The organism is Caldicellulosiruptor morganii, from assembly GCF_026810225.1.
Classification (GTDB): domain Bacteria; phylum Bacillota; class Thermoanaerobacteria; order Caldicellulosiruptorales; family Caldicellulosiruptoraceae; genus Caldicellulosiruptor; species Caldicellulosiruptor morganii.
Window position 1 is genome coordinate 2,318,531 of the sequence record NZ_CP113865.1, and the last position, 22,332, is coordinate 2,340,862.

Below are 22,332 nucleotides of genomic sequence, written 5' to 3' on the forward strand. Positions count from 1 at the left end.
AACCATAATTATTTATTGCAGGCCTGAAAAGGAAATAATTGTTTACATCCCTCATAGTTCAGATAAAACAAACAAAAACACACCAATCTCTGTTTGTAAAATGAGATGTTTACATCCCTCATAGTTCAGATAAAACATTACAAGAGACAAACGGTAAAATGTCAAGAGGGTTTTTAAGAAAAATTTTTTAGATTATTAGGCGAAAAAAGGCAATAAAATACCTGGCCGCACAGCATGGTAAAATTTAACTGGCAGCTTGTTCAGAGAAAATTATTAAACTAAAAATTTGAGATTAACTAAGTATTGTAAACATCACCTCTTTCTTGATATATTTGACCTTTGCTGAGCATTGCAAAGATCAGAGGAATTAAGCGTCTTGCGGTGAGGACGAGGGCACGTTTATGCTGGTGTTTGGTAACCTCTGAGAACTTCTTGTTGTAGAAAGCTTTGTAGCGTACTGTGTGCACCCTTACACAGTTAGCAGCTTCAACAAGATAGTATCTCAGGTATTGGTTACCACACTTAGCTAATGAGACATCTTGGGCATTGAAATTGCCTGACTGATATTGAGTCCAAACCAGGCCAGAGTATTTAGCTAAAGCAGCTTCATTTTTGAAGCGCTTGATATCACCGATTTCAGCGATGATGCCGGCTGCGAGAACGTCACCTATGCCAGGAACGGTTGTTAATGTTTGAGAGAAAGCTTTAAGAAGTTTTGAGATTTCTTTGTCAAGTTTTTTGAGTTGTTCTTGCATAAATCTAATGTTTTCAAGTGTCATAGACAAAGCTAAATCATTTGCCTCAGCCAACAGAGGATGTAATCTAAAGGAGCGATTAGCAGCAGTTTTAAGTATTTCAGCAATTTTATTAACATCTGAGAGTCTATTGTTGCCGTTATCGGATACGAATTTAATTAAGTCTTCTAAAGGCATAGAAGCGATATCATCAGGTGTAAAGTTTTCGATGATAGCGCAAGATGCCTTACCGAAGATATCTGAAAATGGGCACTCTTGAGAATAAGTAGAGAATTTAAGGTATATGAGATTGAGAGCTCTGTTTTTTTCGCGAGTTAGATTATGAACAAGGTGGTAGCGCATTCTGGTAAGGCGTTGCAGTGCAGCAAATTTAAAATCTGGCAAAGGTGTTGGATTTAGTTTACTGAACCTGACACATTCAGCAATAACGATAGCGTCAATATTATCTGTCTTAGGCAAGAAAGTGTAGATTTTTTTAAATCCTTTGACGATGCTTGGGTTAAGTACGTAGAAGGTTGGTTTGTAAGGTAGTAGTTCAGAAGAAGAAGCAAGATGAAGGTGAAGATGCCATGTGTAATGTGAAGTTGCTTCCATGCCAAACTTAATACAGGATAGATTATACTGGCTGAGACAATCAATAACTCTTTTGATTAATTCGTTAGCGCCTTCTTGATTGTTAGGCAAGGAAAAAGGTTTTTTAATCAAGTGATTACCGGCATCATCGATGAAGAAGATAGAATTTGACTGACTACTGATATCAATGCCCACGATTAATGTATTAGGCAATTTAAAAGCCTCCTTTCTAAAGTGTGGTGTTAGGAAAAGAGTTAAGCCCTTTATCCCTGGGGATTACATGTAATGCAGCCTCGCCGATATTAGAGCTACGGAGCAGTTTACAGGGTGCACACATCTGATATGCTCAAATCAGATGTGGTAAACTGACCATGCACAGCAAACGAGTAAACATTACTCATGTAATCCTTTGGGGTTCAGTCTCTCACAAGCTGTGGCGTGCAGTTATCAAAGCACGTCCAGCAGGGGGTGACAAAAAATATCCAACAAACTAAAATCAGGCTTAACTTTTTTCTGATTTTAGTTTACCAAAGATAAAGGGCAAATTTAAGCTGTAGCAGTCAATTTTAATATTCAATTTTTAAGAAGTGAGTGTTTTAAGAATGGGAATTTATTTTAATGAATTTCCAGTAATCAATTGGTACTAATAATTTAATGTACCAATTGAGATATGAATTTTTTATTGATTTGATAATCATATTATACGAGGAGGGAGAAGAAGTGAAACCCTATGAGTTTACATCCCTCATAGTTCAGATAAAACCAAATCTGTCGTCTTTCAAGAGCAATCCGTAAAACCAGTTTACATCCCTCATAGTTCAGATAAAACAATAGTTAGTTCCGTTTTAATTATTAAATTCACCTTTAGTTTACATCCCTCATAGTTCAGATAAAACTGCCCCCAAGCCTTTATTAATCTTGGATGTGAATGATCGGTTTACATCCCTCATAGTTCAGATAAAACCGAAGTTACTTGGAGGCTTCTTGATGAAATATTAAAAGTTTACATCCCTCATAGTTCAGATAAAACCCAACACTACAGAGCAGAGTAAACAATATCGAAACGGTTTACATCCCTCATAGTTCAGATAAAACGAGGTTTTAAAGAATTTATAGCGGGCTTTTCAGATGGGTTTACATCCCTCATAGTTCAGATAAAACACACCACATTGTAACTGGATTATTCCTTTTGATTATCCGTTTACATCCCTCATAGTTCAGATAAAACTATATGGACGATCCGGTACTGGAAAAACCACTTTTGCAGTTTACATCCCTCATAGTTCAGATAAAACTCGCTGGAGAAGCAAGGTGGCTTCCGGAGAAAAAAGCTGTTTACATCCCTCATAGTTCAGATAAAACCTTTTTGTGGAATTTAAACGTGGGAATTTTCTTTAAAAGTTTACATCCCTCATAGTTCAGATAAAACTGCAAGAATTAAAACAAACAAAATATTTCATTACAAGTTTACATCCCTCATAGTTCAGATAAAACCCTTTGTTGAATTTGAAGACAAGCTGTTGTTTACAGAGTTTACATCCCTCATAGTTCAGATAAAACACCAGAGAATGAGAAAAAAGCCTTGCTGGATGGTTCATGGGTTTACATCCCTCATAGTTCAGATAAAACTTGCGTGTTTTAAAAATTATAGAGCAAAAAACGAAATGGTTTACATCCCTCATAGTTCAGATAAAACCAACAGCCGTGAGCATTTGTAATATTTACAAGTGCTCGGTTTACATCCCTCATAGTTCAGATAAAACAAATTGAATAACGAAAATTACCAAAACTTGATAGTAAGGTTTACATCCCTCATAGTTCAGATAAAACAACATTCAAACCAGACTATAGGCTCAAAATAGACTAGTTTACATCCCTCATAGTTCAGATAAAACAAGTTCTTATTCAAGATAATGATAATGAATATGTTTAGTTTACATCCCTCATAGTTCAGATAAAACAAAACATTACCACGTCCAGTTATTGCTATTACTTATAGTTTACATCCCTCATAGTTCAGATAAAACTTGTTAGACTGGGTAAAGCAGGTAAGACAGCTTGATTTGTTTACATCCCTCATAGTTCAGATAAAACTCAGAGTATATAACTTAACTCAAAAAGTTAAAGCATACGTTTACATCCCTCATAGTTCAGATAAAACTGTTGTTGTATAAGTTGCAGGACTGTTGGCACTACGTTTACATCCCTCATAGTTCAGATAAAACGGCGGCTGATGAGTAGTCTTGCTGCGTTTTACATATAAAGTTTACATCCCTCATAGTTCAGATAAAACTGAGCGTGCCGAAAAAAACTGAAAAGCCACCCTGAAGTTTACATCCCTCATAGTTCAGATAAAACTTCTTTAATTATTTCTACTATTTCATCAAGTCTTTTGTTTACATCCCTCATAGTTCAGATAAAACTTGGCAGCTCAGTTATAAAGTGCAGTCTTGCTCCTTGTTTACATCCCTCATAGTTCAGATAAAACAATGGGAACGGCAAGTTTATGAAGACATAGAGTTTATTGTTTACATCCCTCATAGTTCAGATAAAACGTACGTCTTCTTGCACAATGTAAGTAAGCGTGTAATCAGTTTACATCCCTCATAGTTCAGATAAAACAGACATGATGCAACTAACAAATGCTGGAATCAAAGCTGTTTACATCCCTCATAGTTCAGATAAAACCTGTTGTAAAAGCTTAATATTTTCTAAATCCTTTATTGGGTTTACATCCCTCATAGTTCAGATAAAACGTATCTTCTGCCCCGTTGGTATGTATGTGAGCTCCATGTTTACATCCCTCATAGTTCAGATAAAACCCTCTTTGCGTCGGTTAACACGTTTTTAAAAACATCGTTTACATCCCTCATAGTTCAGATAAAACTGTAAAAATCTGCGTTTTAAATCCTTAATGTTATTTTTGTTTACATCCCTCATAGTTCAGATAAAACGGGTCAAGCCTCATTCGAATTCTGTTAACCTTTGCAAGGTTTACATCCCTCATAGTTCAGATAAAACCCATTCTTATGAAAATGCCCTCAGTTCAGATTATATCAATAGTATAGTATATTTGCCCAAACTTTGCAAGGTTATATATTTGCAGCAAAGGGGGAATTGGTTTTTGGTTTTGATTTCAAAAAAATAAGCTTTTACAGGAATGATAAGGCTTTTGGACCATAATACTGATTTTGAGGTTTGCTGCAAAATGGTTGTATTTGGAATAAAATTGTATTCGCAGCATCTTTACAGTATTATGGAATCATAGTTTTTCTCCTGTCCAAGTACTTTTTTGTTGCACACAATTTTATATTCCATTTCATAAAAATACACTGAATCCTCGTCCTTCTCTATCACAGAAAAAAGTTCGCGTTTGCATTTTTCAAGCTTTCCGTATGTTATTTCACCTTCAAATACAGAGTTCTGTACCCATGTGAAATACTTTTTCAAAATCTTTCGAACCTTGTTTACACGCTTTTCATTCACATCATATGTCACGATTACAAAAATTGTCAATCACCCTTTGCACCAAATTCTTAAAAAGAAATTTCTTTTCATAAAGTTACATTTGTTAAACTTTTCTATATAAAATTTAGGAATACCTGATAGTAACTATTTTGTATCTGACTTTTAAAGCAGCATCTTCTGCAATATGTTTTTTGTTTTTAGCACAAAGTGTTGTCTTTTGGCAACCACTTACCACCATGCCTTCAGAGGTGAGTAGACACTATCACCTATAAAGTGCTTTATTAACTTGTAGCACTCAAGCCTTATATAACCTTTGTAAGATACATTTCTGTTAAGCTGCCTGTGGCGAACTGTTGTTTCAAGTTTGTTCTGAAGCTCTTTTATAAAAATCTTTCTTCCTTCTTGATTCAAATAGCAATAATTCAAGTCCTCATCAAAGTGTTCAAGTGTAATCTGACGATTGTTTAGAAGTTTGAAAATTACACTGTCCACAATAAGTGGCTTAAAAATCTCCGAAATGTCAAGGCTCAGAGAAAATCTCTTTTCGCCCGGTTCATGCAAAAAACTTATGCTCGGGTCAAGCTGTGTGTGATATATTTCTGTCAAAATGGTGCTGTATATTAGGCTATTCCCGAAAGAAATCAACGCATTTATGGGGTTTGTTGGTGGTCTTTTTTCACGTCTTTCCATGTAAAAATCTTCTGGCAAAAATTGATTGAAAGATGAATAGTAAATGTTCCTCACCCTTCCCTCAAGCCCCATAAGCTCTGGTATGCTCGAAATATTAAACCTGCCATTTTCCCATTCGTCTTCAATAGCATTCAAAAAAGCCTCAGCTTCTTTTCTCTCTCTCAAGTTTCTCATCATATGATAAACTGCTGATTCTACAAAGCAGTATGCTAAAAACATTCTTTTATCCCTGTCAAGATAGTGTAGTGCCTGCCGAACAACCACATCACCCGAGACATTTTTCTTTCGTGGCATAAAGCTTCCTGCATAAAAGCCATAGTAGTTGTAAAAGTGAAGAACTATACCATACTGGGAGATATAGTTCAATGCCCTGGTATTCAAATCAACCTCACCAAATATATGAATTTGTTCAATGTTTTCAATGTCAACAGCCCTCTTTTCGGTTTCTGTCTCAAAGTACAGGGTGTTTTCTTTTCTTCGAAGTCTTCCATTCGAATTTATATAAAGCGTCTTTTGCATAGCAACTACCCCCAGCAAAACTCAAAATATGCACAGCTTTTGCAAATTCTCTGTTTTGTTGCAGGCGGTGGGACAGGTTTTTTTGTGATTTCTTCTATCTCCTTTAAAGCCTGCTTTACTTTTTCCTCATACTCAGGTGTAAGATCCAGCACCTCTTTTCTTCTTTCTTTCGGGTAATTGATTATCCCCTGTTTTTGTATCCCTTTCTGTTTCAAATAGTAAAGATAGTACATAACCTGCATAATGTCTGCCTCTTTCATTTTGCTGCTGTGTTTTACCTCTCTCACTGCACCATCCGATAGAATGTCAATCCTTATCAGATTGTCTATCAAAACCTCTTTTGTCTCTTCTTTGGGATAAGAATATTCATGCAAGATTTTGCCAAGCAGAACTCTGTCAGACCAATTTTCAAATGTTATATTTTTGCTAAAAAGCCAGAGCTTGCGTTTGCAAACGTAAAGATAGTTTATTTTTATACCCTGGAATTTGAGTTCAGAATATTCTTGTATATATTCCATATATTTTCACTCGCTTTTTTACACTATATAATTTTCAATGTCATATCTTTCATTTTTCAATAGTCCTAATTCCTCATTGTATTTATGTGAAGAAACATAGATATCTGATAACCATCGCTGTAATCTGATTTCCCAATTATTGTTATTGAATTTCAAGTTTAATCTTTTAATTACAGGAGTTAATCCTCTTTCAAATGGTTGATTTACTACATATTTTGCCAGAACATCTTTTTTAAAACGTGTAAATAATAACTTCTTTTCTGATGGTGTCGCTTCTTCTTTACTAATAAAATTTAAAATGTCCGCTTCAAACTTTTCTAAATATTCCTCTGGAACAACTTGAAGACTAAAGATATTTCTAAAGATCTTCTCAGCCTCTGATTTTTTCTCAGACATCCAGCCTGCTTCAAGAATATCAAGTGTATCATAATAACTCCTTAAATAGGTACCATTTTGTTTTAATGTACTATAAAATAAAGAAACCAATACATATTTCTCATACTCTGATAACTCAATTTCGGTTTTGTCTATCTTAGATAACCAATCATTATTTTCAACTATTGTATCATATACATTACTTTCCTGATTCTTTTTATTCTTCTTTTTACCGCTCTTTTGAGATATGTTTTCCAATAAATCTAAAAATTCTTGTTGAAAAATCTTTTCTTCTATTTTTTTATCATAATCAATATCGTCTTCTTTGAACTGAGAAACTTCATTTAAGAGAGTGTCCAAATTATTTTTTTGACTTTCCTTCCATAACCATGCAAGAGAAAGTTTTACAAGTTCCTTAGGATAAACTAAATCTCCACCTGATTGTAACTTATCATCAAAAATGAATACATGAACATTTGGTTCACCACTTGGTTCCTTTTCAAATGCTTTAAACATTTCAGACAACTCATGCTCATCATTATTGCTCTTATTAATTACTTTTCCGTTCCTATAAAAATACCTTCTCAAAACTCTTCCCATTCTCTGAACCAATGCATCAAGAGGGCATATTTCTGTAAACAAAACATCTGCATCAATATCAAGTGAAGCCTCAACCACCTGTGTAGAAACAAGAATTTTACCGACATTTTCATGTACAGATTTTGGATTGTAAAATGATTTAATATATTCCCTTTCTTTTATCTCTTTATCATTTAAAGTAAAACGAGAATGAAGCAAAAAGATGTTATTTCGAATCTCTCCAGAAGCTTTTTCTTTTAGCTTTTTATAAACTTCTTGAGCAAAAGCCACAGTATTCAAAATAACAAGTACTCTTTTACCTCTTTTGGCTTGTTCAAGTATTTCATCAATTTTCTCCTCTGGTAATCTGAAATCTGCCGTAGAATCTGTTTTGCTTTTTATTAGTTCAAGTCTTAACTTGTGTTTGTAAATTTTCTCTAAATGCCTTTTTTCTTTTTTATAAATATTTACTTCTTCTACTTGATCATTAAAAGAAGGAATCAATTCTCTTATTCTGTGTTCTATAAATTTGGGCATTGTAGCAGTCATAAGTAAAAATTTTCCTCCAATTTTATACAACATTTCAATAAACTTCGTTATTATGGCACATGCTTTTGGATCATACGCCTGTATTTCATCAATTACAAGTCGGGAATAAGAAAGAGTAGCAAATAACTTTTCAAAGCCTGGAGGTCTTAGAGCATAAGGGAAAAACTGGTCTCCTGTTGAAATTATTGCAGGATACGAAAGTTGTTTTGCAAGTTCGTAAATTTTCATTACATCAGCTTCATCAGAAGCTTTATTTAACAAATACAAATCAATATCTGAATGCAAAACTCCAGTTTTATCATCGCCAAATATTCCTTTTGCTCTTTCATAAGTATTATTGACTGCTGATCGAATAGGAAGAGTGTAGAAAAATTTTTCACCATTTGACCACAAAAACGCAAATTCAGTTTTCCCATAACCAGTGGGTGCAATTAATATAATATTTTTGTCCAATTTATTATTCAATGCTACAAATTGCCAGGCACTTTCCCCTACTTTGGTAAGTATACTGCTATCTATCGCATTTTTATTCATAGGGTCAATTTCCACCTTGTCTAATTCTTCTTCTTTCCCTTCTTCTTCACACCACGAAGCATAATGATCACATCTTTGTAGAAAACCTGCAACTAAAATCCATTCTTTGTTAACTTCTCTTCTCAAAGGCTCATAATCAAATTTGTATGGTGGTATTGCAAGGTCTAATAAAATCCTTCCATTTATTATACTATTAAGCCATTTTCGGTTGAGAGTTATTAAGTCTTTGTATTCACCATGATTAGAAATTTTTTCATATTCATTGTCAAGATTGTTCTGCAAATGTTCTCCCCACTTATCAATTATCAATTTACATAGTTTTTTGAGCATCTCATTTTCTTTTGAAATAAAGTCATCAAACCTCTCTCTCCAATGATGATATGCAACAGCTGAAATGACAAAATTCAAATAATCCTCACCATTAAGCTTTTCTTTTAATTTGTTTATATCAATCCAAAAAATAGAAAACAGAGAATGAGGAACTTCATAACATATATCCCATGGTTGATACATTTTATTTTTGAGAACTTTAATCTGAAAAGAGGGCAACACTTTTCCAAGGTCATGTAAATATATTGCAATTTTTGTCGCATCAATTAATGACTTATTTTTGATTTTTATCTCTATATTTTTAAATACTTCTAAAACATCAGAGACATGCTTTGATAAAGTTATTGTCTGCTTGTTTATATCATCATAACTTGATTTTGCCCAAATTTCACTCATTTTTATCCCCCTTCAGGTCAGCAAAAAATACCGGGATTTTTTCTTCATGGTCAAAATAAGCAAATATGTCTCCCATATTCCCATCATTAAGTTTTGATTTCATATAATAAAAATTTCTTGATCCATTTATTATCCTGTAAAAGGTGGGTAGACTATAAACTAATCCACTTACTTTTTTAAATTCTTCTCCAAATCCTGTCCCAAAAATTCTTTCAGGAATCCAAAAAAATTGCCTATAATTACCGTTTATTTCTTCGACGCTTAGTTCCACTTCCTTTAGGTCTTCTATTACTATCCAATCCTCGGCTCTTCCCAAATGAAGAATTGATGATTTTTTTTCCATATTTTCAAAACTCCATTTTATCTCATTCAGGAATGAATTATCATGATGATATAAATAAACAAAAATGCGAACATCATTCAAAATATCAATTGAACACGGTGACTGGCCTCCAATATGCTCAATATGTCCCGCTACGTTTCTATTTGCTACTGTACCAAATCTTTTTATATGGTATTCTTTGTTTAAATTTCTAAGCCACGTATACTCTATGCTTTTAGATTTAAAGTTTCCACAAACCCCTATCTTAATCATTTTATAATTGCAGTAAGCACACCCGCAATTTTCTTTTGTACATGGCTCTTCCTGCCCTGGTAAATTCTTTATACCAAGAACATTTGCTACAAGTCCCATAACTGTTGAATATGGGGGAAGCGGATAAGTATGTCGCCTTTGGTAACTAAAGGGTATTCTATAGTGTGCCTGTGGCTGATATATTTTTATTTTCAACGCTTTAATTTTTTCATAACTCATTGTTATCTTACCTACCTCTTTAGGTTTTATCCGCAGAAGAATTGCTATCTTTGTCTTTCATAACTCATTTATAAATTCATCCCAATCTTTGATTATACTAATTCTCTTTTCATCTTTTACATTTTTTATAAACTCTTCTTTTCCTTCTATTTGCATCCTCTTGCAGTCCATTATATATACCTTATTTATAATCCAGCTATTTCTCAATGCATCAATTACACCCAATACTTTATACGTTTGATTACTACATACAGGTTCAACAAAGATATATGGATGAAAAACTGGAGATGGAACCTTTACATATCCTGCAATCATAAATAGAGGAACAATTGTATTAGTCTCACCGCTTGATTGCGCATAAAGTCCGTCTTTGATAGCTTCAAGGATTTGTTTTATACGCTCTTTCTTTTCTTTCTCATTCAGTTCAAAAGTTATTTTATATTTCTTTTTATTGCCAACTTTAACTTCCTCCCATGTAATAATTCCATTTGTAACTTCATATTTATTTTCTTTATTATCAAGAGGCTTAGCATTTTCTATTTCTTTTACTCTTTCAGAGGATAATGTAATCTTTATTAATCCATTATTGAACTCTGGCTGTGCATCAACAATCCACTCATCTTTCCCCAAGGTATCCACATCAACTGTAAAGCTTACCTTATATAATGAAATATGCTCCTCTTTGTTGTATGGATCAGGATTTGCATCAAACCCCTGTTTTATTGCTCTTTTAACAAGATCATGGTTTGCATAAAAAGCCATATCGCCCTCATAAGAATTTAAACCTATAGCTTTTGTAATACCTACTGGAGCCTTTCGAGTAATCGAAGATTGGTTATTTATAGTATACATGTACCCAAATGCATCAAGTTCTGGACATGTTAAAATATCTTCTTTTAAAATATCAAACTGGACAACCTCACCCCGTTCTGTTAATGTGACCGGACATGCCTTCCAATTGTAACCTTTAACCAATGTCTCAAAAAGGTAATGTCTCATAGCAGGTTTCCCTAAATAGCTAACTGTTTTATCACCCTGTTTTAACTTCTTTAATGATAGAATGTTTCCACCTATCTTCTCATCTCTGTTCAGTGCTGAAGCTTCAAAAATCAAAGTAACAGTTACATGCTTAAAATTATTTCTGTTTATTAATTCCATTTTCTACACCCTCCCATACTTTTTTATATTTTTTAATTTCAACCCAGTAGTCCACTCATAAAAGAATAAACTAAAATTTTAAAGTTTTCTATCGAGTATTTTGGATTAAAGGCATTTACAAGATCATGCTTTAATTCTTGCTGTGCATTCACAAACTCTCTTAAAAGTACATAAAAAACTTCTTCTCTTTTCCCAAGTCTTGTTAACTCGAGAATCCTAAAGGCTATACCTCTTGGAACTTTTTTATCCTCATCATAAAATCTCTTATAAAGCTCGGAGTTTTTTAATGATTCTCCATATCTTTTCACCCTATCACATAGCTCACTGATATTTTGAAGAGAAATCTCATAAAACAATGCCCAAAGTTTAACCTTATCTTCATCCTTTGCATTTTTTGCTGCAAACTCCAGTATTTTTTCGAGCTCAAAACCAAGTTTTTTGTAATTGTTAATTGCTTTTTCGAATACGTCAATTTTAATCTGATTTTCCTTTATTGCTTTTTCTAAGCTTTCTTTTATTTCATCAAAATTGAAATTGAAACTTTCTCTCATACAAAAACCTCCCTCTTAATTTTCTCTTCAATCAATGCATAGAGTTTAAAAAGTTTGTAAGATAAATTGGTCAAATTATCAATATTTTTTTGTAGCTTAATATTTTCCTTTACAAACTCTTTATCATTTTGTTTAAGCTTCTCTACTGAATAGTTTAAAAGAGAAATTTTTAATATTCTTTCACCAAGTTCCATTATTTTTGAAAAATCATTATTCAATACAAAACTTAATATACTGAGTTCCCCAATATCATTTAATAATGTTGCAATCTCGCGATTCGAGAGAAGAACAGTCGTTTCATACAGAATGGAAAAGAAATCTACTTTTTTGTTATATAAAGTAACAATTTCTATATTCATCATTGTCCACTTTCCAAGTTGAATATTGAGTTTTAAAGCCATTTCTATAAGTGACATACCCAGAAGTTCTTTTGTTCTGGATATTCTTTCTCTTTTATAAATGGTTTGTACATACTCATTTAAATGCCACATTACCTCAAACGAGGGAGCATTTACAAACATTTTTAAACCATCAGCTAAATCTGTCATACAAACATGGTAATGAAGAATTAGATAGGCACAGAGCGGGCAAATATATAAACTATCAGCATTATTACAGAATGAATTAGGAAATTCTCCTAATGAAGGTGCCAACAAAGCATTATGCCGCATGTCAAACTTTTTAATACCATTCAAAAACTTCCCTAAAGTTTCTTTCATTTTTTTATAATTTACTTCTATTTGTTTATCTTTCATACTAAGAATTTTGAAAATTTTTGAATATGGTATTTCTTTGGAAGAATTTTTAACATTGTTTGTATTATTAATCTGCCTTTTATTGGCTTTTTCTATATTATTTTTTTCTCTTTTATGTCTATTGATTACACATCTTATCATCTTTCTCTGCATATCTTTAATATCTGTATCAGAAAATGCAAATTTTCTACCACAAAAATCGCACGACATAGATTCATCAACTTCTTTTATATTGGCTAAGTTCTTAACAAAAAGCCTAAAAACTTCTTTCCAATCTTCACCATACTGCAAATAGTTTATGTGAAAAGATGATTTACCTATAATTGACGCAACCTTTTTTTCATAATATCTTTCCTCAATTTTTAATTGTTTAAAAATATTCTGGTCTATAACAACACTGCCATCTTCTTTAAAACTAAAATGGTTTGATAAATTTTCAATTTCTTTTACAGAAATTAAAAAACCAATCACTGAAGCATTATACAACCAATTACCAGGATACAATGTTAGCATTTCATTTATTCTACCTCCTGATTCAGAATAGAGAAAACCTATTTAACACTTTACCTCGCCACCTCAATAAAGCCAAAGCCCTGAGCGCGCCTGAATCCAAGGCCATTCTGGTAAATCTCTTTCAAATCCTCGGGATGTCCTGATAGTTCAAATATCCCCGAAAAACCTGTAAGATACATAATCTCTTTGCCGGTATTTTTCTCAAACTCTGAAATCTTATGCTTTACAACAGTCTTTTTTATATTTTTTGGCTTAAAACTGATTCTTTTGTGAAGTCCGCGGTTTTGTCCCCTCAGAATTCTTATATTTCTGATCTCAAAATCAATCACGTCATTCAAAATCTCCTCAAAACCCTCCTCATATGGCAAAACCGGTATTTTGTCATCTCCTTCTTTTTTTTCAATTAAAACCGGTGAAAATGTTTTGAAAGTCATGGTGGAATCAAACTGATCAGGCTCTTTGACAAGGTAGGATCTTTTTAGTTTGACCACGCAATGGTCTGCCAGTTTGTAAGGATACAGGTTCTTGCTTATAAGCCCATTGTAAATATTTACAAAAAACTCATAATCGGAAGTTGAAAGATTCAAAACTATATCGCCTCTGAATAAAACCTTATCATCCAAAAAATTCATATTTGGCAGGTTCACTGCATATACAAAAGGCTTTTGCCACTTGTTTTTCTTATCTTCCCACCAGTATAACTTCCGAAAATACTCGCTGTTGTAATCTGACAGTGCCTTTTTCAAAAAAGCCATAAAAACTGTTCTATAATAAACCGGCAACTCCCTGTACTCTTCTTGACTGTTTTGCACTTCAAATATAAACTTTGCTCTCATCCAAACAATCTCCCCTTTTTGATGAATTTTTCCTCTTTATAGCGTTGTTTATTATAATTCGACATTAAGTGCAAAATTCCTTCTTATTGTAAAAAAATTTTTTAGCATAAAGGCAAGCAGCTTATTTTTAAAGCAGGTAATTTGGTTTTGAATAGCAGTTTTTATGATTCATTGGATGTAAGTCTGCAGAATATAGCAATATAAAAAATAGCAGCAATCACCTTTTTCAGGCGTGCTGCTTGCTTTGAGTTTTACTTTTCTGTTTTCTTTTCCTGCTTAAAATGATATAATGTTTATGTGTGGAAAAGTCAGATAAAGAGGATTATTGTTTTATGATATTTTGAAATCGTTTTCTATATTTAAAATACTTTTAAAAGTCAGGGTGATTGGTTATGCCGCTTGTATTGCCGAAGCTTCTGAGCGATGGTATGGTACTTCAAAGAAACAGCAATATAAAAATCTGGGGATGGGCAAATGCAGGTGAAACTGTAGAGGTGAATTTCCTGGGCAAATCGTACACAGCAAGACCCTCCGATGAAGGCAGCTGGGAAGTCATTTTACCTCCCATGGATGCCGGCGGTCCATATTGCATGGAGATCAAATGCGCGCATCATACCACTGTTATAAAAGACATTTTAATTGGTGATGTGTGGGTTTGCTCGGGTCAGTCCAACATGGTACTGCCCATGGAAAGGGTTATTGACCTGTACCCTGAAGAGCTTGAAGACTGCAACATTCCATTTATCAGGCAGTTTACAGTCCCCGACAGATACCACTTTAAAGGTCCGCTCAAAGACTTAGAAGGGGGATGCTGGGAGGTTCTTGGCAAAGAAACCATACTGAAATTTTCAGCGGTGGGATATTTTTTTGCAAAAGCACTTTACAAAAAATATAAAATCCCCATAGGGCTGATTAAAGCATGTGTTGGCGGAACTCCAATTGAAGCATGGATGAGCAAAGAAATAGCAGTCCAGTTTATTGAAAATCCTGAAGAACTGGAAAAGCTCAAAGATGACAGCTTTATAGAATCTGTCAAAAAAGAAGAGGAAGCGAAAATAAAAGCATGGTTTGACTATCTGGAAAACAATGATATAGGGCTTAAAAATACTCCTTTCCCATTTTTTGATGAAAACTATATCCCATCCGGGTGGAAGCCAGTAAATATTCCAGCTACATGGAAGCAAATGGGCCTTGATTCAACAATAGGTGCTGTGTGGTTCAGAAAAGAAGTGAACATCCCCTCACGTGTAGCAGGAAAACCAGCCAAACTCTATCTCGGAACTATAGTTGATAGCGATTTTACGTATGTAAATGGAGTGCTGGTTGGTTCTACTTCATACCGATACCCGCCAAGGAAGTACAATATACCCGCAGGGCTTTTAAAAGAAGGGAAAAACACAATTGTTGTGAGGGTTATAAGCAACGACGGCAATGGTGAGTTTGTAAAAGGAAAAGAGTACAAGCTGTTTACAGAAGATTATACACAGGACCTCAGCGGACAGTGGCTGTGCACGGTCGGAGCACGTGCAAAAGAACCTCTGCCATTACAAACTTTCTTTCAATACAAACCTACAGGTCTTTTCAACGGAATGATTGCACCGCTTTTGAACTACAGCATAAAAGGCATAATATGGTATCAGGGAGAGTCCAATACTGACAATCCTGAGGGTTACTGTGAAAAACTTTGCGCTTTTGTAAAGGACCTGAGGGAAAGATGGAAGAACAACTTTCCGTTTCTGTATGTTCAGCTTGCAAACTTTATGGAACCAAAGCCACAGCCAGGTGACAGCAACTGGGCAAGGCTCAGAGAAGAGCAAAGAAGAGCACTTTTGCGTCTTGACAATGCAGGCATGGCAGTTGCAATTGATGTTGGCGAGTGGAACGACCTTCACCCGTCCAACAAAAAAGCTGTTGGTGAGCGGCTTGCTCTTCTTGCACAGAAAATTGCATACGGCGAAAAAGACCTGGTTGCATCAGGTCCTCTTTACAGGTCAATGAAAATTGAAGGAAACAGAGTCATACTGGAATTTTCTGATGCTGGAAGTGGCCTTTGCACAAAAGATGGCAAGATGCCGAAAAGCTTTGCAATAGCCGGTCCTGATAAAAATTTTGTATGGGCAAATGCTAAAATATATGGCAGCAAGGTGATTGTCTGGAATGATAGCATCCAAAACCCTGTTTATGTAAGATACGCCTGGGCAGACAATCCTGAAGGTGCCAATCTTTATAACAAAGAAGGGCTTCCAGCTTCACCTTTTACAACAGAAGAAGAACTTTAAGATATTTTAATGAGGTGATAGGCGATGTATGTTAGCTATCTGTTCCCCGGTGGCAGGTCAAAAGCAATTACACTCAGCTATGATGACGGTCAGATTTTTGATCGAAGGCTTGTCAGCATCTTCAATGAATACAAAATCAGGGCAACATTTTTCCTGAACTCGGCAAATCTTGGCAGGAATATATTCATTGAGCCCGACGAAGTGAGCCGGCTTTACCAGGGGCATGAGGTCGGCGTGCATACAAAAACCCATCCTTTTCTGGACTCCATTCCTGTTGAAGCTGCAGTTGAAGAGATCATGGAGGACAGAAAGGCTTTGGAGAAACTTGTAGGGTACCCTGTTAAAGGCATGTCATACCCTTATGGAGTTTACAATGAAGACATTGTAAAGATTCTGCCATCGCTCGGCATTGAATATTCAAGGACTGTGATTTCTACTTTCAGCTTCAACCTGCCATCAACCTTTCTGGCATGGCATCCAACCTGCCATCACAACCAGGATCTTCTTGATATATCAAAGAAATTCCTGGAAAGCCCCTACCTTCAGCATCTGCAGCTTCTGTACATATGGGGGCACAGTTTTGAATTTAAGCGTGAAAATAACTGGCATATCATTGAGAATTTCTGCAAACTGGTATCAAAATTCGACTCTGTCTGGTTTGCAACAAACATTGAAATTGTTCGATATGTTAAAGCTTTAAAAATGCTTGAGTTTTCGGCTGACAAAGAAATTGTCTATAACCCATCTGCAACTTCGATCTGGTTGCTTGTTGACGGCAATCCGGTTGAGGTTAAAGGCGGGCAAATGGTTAATTTGAAATAAAGATTATAGGGAGGGTTTAAAAAAATGGATAAGTATCAGCACCGAAAAGGTAAAGCTGCTGTCAAAATCAAAACACCGGATGGTCAGCCTCTTAAAAATGCAAAAGTGGAAGTCAAACAAACAAAGCACAGGTTCCTGTTTGGCTGTGCGGACTTCTCAGTGGTTCCGTTTGTAAACAATGAATTTTCGGACGAGCTAAGAGAAATTGTTCAGATGTCGTTTGAAAAGTTTGTGGACCTCTTCAACTTTGCAACTCTTCCATTCTACTGGGGCAGGTTTGAACCTGTGCGCGGCAAGCCGGATACACAGCGACTCAAAAACGCAGCACAGTGGTTAAAAGAGCGCGGATTTGTATTAAAAGGACATCCTCTCTGCTGGCACACAGTCACAGCACCATGGCTTCTTGAACTTACCAATGAACAAATTTTGGATGCACAGCTTGGCAGAATAAAACGCGAAGTGAGTGATTTTGCCGGGCTTATTGACATGTGGGATGTGATAAATGAGGTTGTGATAATGCCAAACTTCAATAAATATGACAATGGAATCACCAGAATCTGCAGACAGTATGGCAGAATAGGGCTTGTCAAAATGACTTTTGAAGCAGCCAAAGAGGCAAATCCAAAAAGCATTCTGCTCATAAACGACTATGTGGTATCAGATGCATACGAAATACTCATAGAAGCTTTGCTTTATGCCGGTGTCAGGTTCGACGTTATCGGCATACAGTCGCACATGCATCAGGGTTTCTGGGGTGTTGAAAAGACACAGGAGGTGCTTGAAAGGTTTTCACGTTTTGGAATACCTTTGCATTTCACAGAAGTCACATTGATATCCGGAAAGCTTATGCCACCGCATATAAAGGACCTTAACGATTACAAACCGGAAAACTGGCTTTCAACTCCGGAATGCGAAGAGCGCCAGGCAATGGAAGCCGTGCTATTTTATAAGATGCTCTTTGCACATCCGCTTGTTGAAGCTATTACATGGTGGAATTTCATCGACACATTCGCATGGCTTGGTGCACCGGCTGGCTTTGTTACAAAAGATGGAAGAATCAAACCCATTTACAGTGCTCTTTACAATTTAATCAAAAAAGAATGGTGGACAGGCACACAGGAGCTTGTCACAGACCAGAGCGGAACTTTAAAAGTCAGTGGATTTATGGGTGAATATGAAATTGCATTCAAAGACAAAAAAGCCAGCTTTACTATTGACAAGCCTGAATGCACTGTTGAGGTAACCCTTTGAAGACAATGTATAAACACGGAAGGGGGCTTTATAAAGTCAAAACCTCTTTATAAAAAAGCCCCCTTCCGGTTTTTTAAAGTCTTACCTGATGCCCGCCTTTGACCTCAAATATCATGCCTATTTTCTAAAGCTTTTAAGTAAACTACCATCCACCTGAAGAGGTGGAGGCTTCGTGAGAAGTTTGGTAGGATTTTAAGCTACCCTTATTCTCACAGGGTGGTTCACACACCCACTACTGATTATCTGCTTTATCGCAGATTCACCAGCTACCTTTAAAAGTATGTTTATCGCCCCATTTATATCCGCATTCAATACATTCCCACAGTTCTTGCACACATACAAGCCCCTATGCTTTCTGTTACTCTTGTCAACCATCCCACATCTGCTGCACCTCTGTGAGGTGTAGCTTTCTTCTACCTCCACATACTCTATACCATATAACCTGCACTTTGCTTCTAATTTTCTCTTAAACCTCTTGTATGGTATTCCCACAAAGTTCTGATTGTTCACCTTCCCCAGCTCTATACCCTTCTTTATCTCTTTCATATTACCCACAACAACTATTCCTATTTTATTTTCCAGACAGTGCTTAACTACAACGTTTACAGCCTGATTTAAAAAGTTATCAACTATATGCTGTCTTTTTAAAGAAACTTGAGCAAGTTTTGAGCCATATTTGATTCCCTGTTTGGAGTATACACTCTGCAGTCTTGCTTTTTCCTTGTTGTACCATCGGTTGACTGATTTTAAAAACCTGCCTTCTATCAAAAAGGCAGTCCCAATGGTATCCGTAAGCGCTGCAAAGTTGTTTAATCCTAAGTCTATTGCCAAATACCTGCTTCTGTCAAGCTTACAATCCTGCTCCTTTTCCTCATACACATACTCAATCTCAAACCATTTACCATGGTATCTCGGGATTATCCTGACTTCCTTAATCTTTTTTTCTGCAATGTTTTTTGGCAAATCAAAATATAAGTATCTTACCCCAAACTCCTTTGAAAAACTTCTGCCAAGACTAAGTCTCACTTTTCTGTCTTCTACTTTGGACTGGTCTTTTGGGAAAACTATCTGATACATCCCATCCTTGGGCAGATACTTTGGCATTAAAACTTTCTCTTTTACCTTTCCTTCCTTTTTGGCTTTTAAAAGGTTCAAAAAAGATTTAAAAGATTCATCCACCGAAATAAGTGTCTGCTGTGCAACCTGTGATGGCAAAAGCATATAGTTTTCGTTGCCTTTTGCAATGTGATATACACTTTCATATCGCAGGTGTTCATGGGTTTTAAAGTAATGCTGTCTTATATTATACAGAGCAAAGTTGTACAGGTTTTTTGAAAAGTGACAAAGCTTTCGCAAAATTTTGTATGTTTTCTTATCACATCTTATATGATTTTTTTGTGTTTTGTACACTTGACATCACCCAGAAATATTTTATCACATTTTTAGCAATTCATCTTCATCTTACAGAAGATGGAGTCTTCTTGCTATATTTTTGATAAAAAAACACCCTTTTAAAAGGGTGCAAACATTGATTTTACCTTGCAAGAAGGATCTTTATATCAAGTGGCTTTAAGTTGCAGATAAGTTTTTTTCCTTCTAACATGCAGTCTTTCCCATCCTTTAAACTGAAAATAACTTCAATCTTTTCTATCTCAGATGATAGATTCAGCTTCACTCTGTCAAGATTCAACTCCACTTTTTTCTCCCTCAGATTATCAGCATTTGCAACAACAATCAAATATTCTTTGCCCTTTGCTTCATTCATGTATGCAAAGGTGATAATATATTTACTGTTGTAAGGAATTTTAAGAAAATTATTTGCGTCAATAAAACTTCTGAATTTATTTCTTATCTTTGATATATTGGATATAAGCTCAATCATATCCTCTGCGCCGTCATTTGTCCAGTGAAGAGCAAACCTGTCAAAAAACGCAAGCCTGCCATAAAACGGGTCAGACTTTGGCAATTTAAACCTTCCATCTTTCTGCGGGTCAAGCCCCAAGTTCATTGGCTGGACTTCATAAACCTCCTGCCCGGATGTCAAAAAGAAGACTGCATTTGGCAGAAAGTTATTCAGCACAACCGAAAATCTTGAAAACTCCCTGCCACCCAATCTTGATGCCGCCCTTGGGCTGTCCGGAATCTCAGATGCAGCGAAAACAGGAAGTTGAACCTTCAAAAGCTTATCAATCATTTTTTTGAGGTTCCCCTGATAATACCTTGGCACCTGTGCCCATAAATCACCTATTATCATGTCATAGCCCGACTCTTTTGCCTTTCTGTCCCCCGATAAAGTAAGCTCTTCAGCTATAAAGCAAAAGTGAGGGTCTGCCTTTTTTGCCTTTGATATAATCATGTCTTCAAGCTCTTTTGGCAGTGCATGGCCCATGTCAATCCTTGCACCGTCAACACCAAAGTTTTTGATATAGTGAACTATTATGTTCGACAGCATCTCCCAGAGCTCTGAATTGGGTCTTTCCCCTTTGAATATATTTGCTCTGATTGTGTCAAACAGTATATAGGGTGGCTGATTTTGAGATACATACTTTGCAGACTGCACCGGATGGTCAAGATAAAGCCTCAGATAGGTAACATCTGTCCATGGTGGCTGCGGGTCGTTCAAACAATCAGAAAACGCAGGTGCAGTTGTAAGCCCTATATTGTTTTCTATAAGTTCAAAAAAGTCTGTGGCGGGATTTCTCTTGCAGGCTTCTTTTATCTCAGCCCACTTTTCGGGTGCAAACTTGTCCGGCGAATCAACAAATAGCTTTAAATGTTCTTTCACTGCTTCATCCCTGTAAATTATGTCAATGTTTGACTCATCGGCTTTTGTAAACTCTTTGATAAGTGTAAGCTGTGGCGGGCGATATTTCGGGGCATCCGATAATCTTATCCAGTAGAACCAGTCAGGATGTTCTAAAATGAAGTCAGAATCCCTTGCAGATGTTCTTGGAATTATGTCTATTACAAACCTCATTCCAAGTATGTGACATGCCTCAACAAAAGCTGCAAACTCCTCTTTTATTGAGAGCTCTTCTGTCATTGGGTCTTTTAAAACAGGGTCAAGCTCATAAAAGTTCTTGACTGCATAGGGCGAACCCATCTCACCCTTTTTGTACCTTGTGCTGTTTTTGGTAATAGGCAGGGTGTAAATTGTGTCAAAGCCCATCTTCTTTATAAGAGGCAAAAGTGCAATTGTTTTTATAAAAGTCCCTGTGTCCTTCAGCCCGAATCTATTTTCAAGCTTCAGTTCTCTATCACCATCATGGTCCCAGGCTGAAGTTGTCCTGATTTGCATCCCGTAAATGCTGCTTTTTTTAATCCAGCCCTCCTGTGAAGCTTCTTTGTCTCCTTTTTGTATTTCAATTTGTGCCATCGTTTGCAAATAATCTGTGTCTGGATCTGCATACGGCAGAATGCATCTTTCAATGCACTCCGAAATAAAATTATACGGGTTTACAGTCAGGGTTCTGTCAGGATTTTCTTTCTTCTCATCTCCCATGTAGCCAAAGCTATCCCACAGCACCGGTATCCTGTAATCATTTTTCATATCCCATTTTTTTGCTTTTTGTTTTAGAATCTCAAGCACTTTTTGAAGATTTAAGCTTCCCATAAAAATCTCTCCTTTCAGCTTCTTATTATGTAAAATTCCATTAGCAAACGTTTGCATTTCTTTGAGAATATTATATCATACTATCAGCAAATTTTACAGAAGAAATTATATTAAAAAAAGTAGCTTCCTTGTAAAATTGCAAGGAAGCTACCATGGTTTTTCTGTATCATTTTCCCTTTTACTTACAAAAGCACACCGTCTTCCGGGTTTTTAGAAGTATACATGCCATTTGCTTCTTTATTCTCGGTTCTTTCTTCATGCGCTATTGTCTTTTCTTCAGAGGTCTCTTCTTTTGCAAGAAGAATGGAATTCAGTATCTCCTGCTTCATCCTGTTTACATTCTCATCCTCTTCTTTTTCGGGTTTGTAATCAACACCCAGCTCTTTTGTCAAAAGTAATGTTACGCAAAATATCCTTGACATTTTGATATTTGGCTGATATATTTTTGGTAAAC

16 protein-coding genes and 2 CRISPR repeat arrays (1 of these 18 running past the window's edge) are annotated in these 22,332 nt (G+C 35.7%); of the genes, 3 read left to right on the forward strand and 13 right to left on the reverse strand.

Annotation, left to right across the window (positions count from 1 at the left end):
- Positions 1-136: a CRISPR direct-repeat array (repeat unit 29 nt; unit sequence GTTTACATCCCTCATAGTTCAGATAAAAC); it begins 2,011 nt to the left of the window's first position.
- 160 nt (positions 137-296) lie between these two features.
- The 10 genes from OTK00_RS11345 to cas6 all read right to left on the reverse strand — a co-directional run bounded on the left by OTK00_RS11345 (position 297) and on the right by cas6 (position 13,913).
- On the reverse strand, positions 297-1,541 hold the full coding sequence (locus OTK00_RS11345) for an IS110 family RNA-guided transposase (RefSeq protein WP_045168741.1): 1,245 nt from the start codon (positions 1,539-1,541) through the stop codon (positions 297-299).
- Positions 1,542-2,062: 521 nt separating this feature from the next.
- A CRISPR array of direct repeats spans positions 2,063-4,349; the repeat unit is 29 nt; unit sequence GTTTACATCCCTCATAGTTCAGATAAAAC.
- Between the two features lie 225 nt (positions 4,350-4,574).
- The gene (gene cas2 / locus OTK00_RS11350; protein WP_045170061.1) at positions 4,575-4,838 is read right to left on the reverse strand and encodes a CRISPR-associated endonuclease Cas2; all 264 of its coding nucleotides are present in this window, start codon (positions 4,836-4,838) and stop codon (positions 4,575-4,577) included.
- Positions 4,839-5,024: 186 nt separating this feature from the next.
- Positions 5,025-6,005 (reverse strand): type I-B CRISPR-associated endonuclease Cas1b, encoded by a 981-nt coding sequence (cas1b, locus tag OTK00_RS11355; RefSeq protein WP_045168740.1) that lies wholly within the window; start codon positions 6,003-6,005, stop codon positions 5,025-5,027.
- A gap of 5 nt (positions 6,006-6,010) precedes the next feature.
- Positions 6,011-6,523 carry a CRISPR-associated protein Cas4 gene (gene cas4 / locus OTK00_RS11360; RefSeq protein WP_045168739.1) on the reverse strand — a complete coding sequence of 171 codons (513 nt, stop codon included), beginning with the start codon at positions 6,521-6,523 and terminating at the stop codon, positions 6,011-6,013.
- Positions 6,524-6,541: 18 nt separating this feature from the next.
- Complete coding sequence (locus OTK00_RS11365) at positions 6,542-9,286, reverse strand: CRISPR-associated helicase/endonuclease Cas3 (RefSeq protein WP_045168738.1); 2,745 nt, start codon at positions 9,284-9,286, stop codon at positions 6,542-6,544.
- Positions 9,279-10,100 carry a type I-B CRISPR-associated protein Cas5b gene (gene cas5b / locus OTK00_RS11370; protein WP_045168737.1) on the reverse strand — a complete coding sequence of 274 codons (822 nt, stop codon included), beginning with the start codon at positions 10,098-10,100 and terminating at the stop codon, positions 9,279-9,281. Before cas5b ends, OTK00_RS11365 begins: the two co-directional genes overlap by 8 nt.
- A 57-nt stretch (positions 10,101-10,157) precedes the next feature.
- Positions 10,158-11,258, reverse strand: a complete 1,101-nt coding sequence (gene cas7i / locus OTK00_RS11375; protein WP_052670810.1) for a type I-B CRISPR-associated protein Cas7/Cst2/DevR — start codon at positions 11,256-11,258, stop codon at positions 10,158-10,160.
- A 38-nt stretch (positions 11,259-11,296) separates the two neighbouring features.
- Positions 11,297-11,809: a hypothetical protein gene (locus OTK00_RS11380; protein WP_045168736.1), complete on the reverse strand. Its 513-nt coding sequence runs from the start codon at positions 11,807-11,809 to the stop codon at positions 11,297-11,299.
- On the reverse strand, positions 11,806-13,077 hold the full coding sequence (locus tag OTK00_RS11385; RefSeq protein WP_045168735.1) for a hypothetical protein: 1,272 nt from the start codon (positions 13,075-13,077) through the stop codon (positions 11,806-11,808). The genes OTK00_RS11380 and OTK00_RS11385 overlap by 4 nt, the downstream gene beginning before the upstream one ends.
- Positions 13,078-13,127: 50 nt before the next feature.
- On the reverse strand, positions 13,128-13,913 hold the full coding sequence (cas6, locus tag OTK00_RS11390; protein WP_045168734.1) for a CRISPR-associated endoribonuclease Cas6: 786 nt from the start codon (positions 13,911-13,913) through the stop codon (positions 13,128-13,130).
- Positions 13,914-14,305: 392 nt separating this feature from the next.
- Here cas6 and OTK00_RS11395 point away from each other — a divergent pair, with 392 nt between their 5' ends.
- From OTK00_RS11395 to OTK00_RS11405, 3 genes are read left to right on the forward strand one after another with little or no spacing between them, the layout of a single operon-like run.
- Positions 14,306-16,192: a sialate O-acetylesterase gene (locus OTK00_RS11395; protein ID WP_045168733.1), complete on the forward strand. Its 1,887-nt coding sequence runs from the start codon at positions 14,306-14,308 to the stop codon at positions 16,190-16,192.
- 24 nt (positions 16,193-16,216) lie between these two features.
- The gene (locus OTK00_RS11400) at positions 16,217-17,014 is read left to right on the forward strand and encodes a polysaccharide deacetylase family protein (protein ID WP_045168732.1); all 798 of its coding nucleotides are present in this window, start codon (positions 16,217-16,219) and stop codon (positions 17,012-17,014) included.
- Between the two features lie 24 nt (positions 17,015-17,038).
- Positions 17,039-18,265 (forward strand): endo-1,4-beta-xylanase, encoded by a 1,227-nt coding sequence (locus OTK00_RS11405; protein ID WP_045168731.1) that lies wholly within the window; start codon positions 17,039-17,041, stop codon positions 18,263-18,265.
- Between the two features lie 192 nt (positions 18,266-18,457).
- On the opposite strand, the gene OTK00_RS11410 is transcribed toward OTK00_RS11405, so the two are convergent.
- From OTK00_RS11410 to OTK00_RS11420, 3 genes are all read right to left on the reverse strand, one after another.
- Positions 18,458-19,675 carry an RNA-guided endonuclease InsQ/TnpB family protein gene (locus tag OTK00_RS11410; protein ID WP_045168730.1) on the reverse strand — a complete coding sequence of 406 codons (1,218 nt, stop codon included), beginning with the start codon at positions 19,673-19,675 and terminating at the stop codon, positions 18,458-18,460.
- Positions 19,676-19,799: 124 nt separating this feature from the next.
- Positions 19,800-21,878, reverse strand: a complete 2,079-nt coding sequence (locus OTK00_RS11415) for an alpha-amylase family glycosyl hydrolase (RefSeq protein ID WP_045168729.1) — start codon at positions 21,876-21,878, stop codon at positions 19,800-19,802.
- A 182-nt stretch (positions 21,879-22,060) separates the two neighbouring features.
- Entirely contained in the window at positions 22,061-22,300 is a 240-nt protein-coding gene (locus OTK00_RS11420) for a hypothetical protein (RefSeq protein WP_082054590.1), read from the reverse strand.
- Positions 22,301-22,332 lie beyond the last annotated feature (32 nt).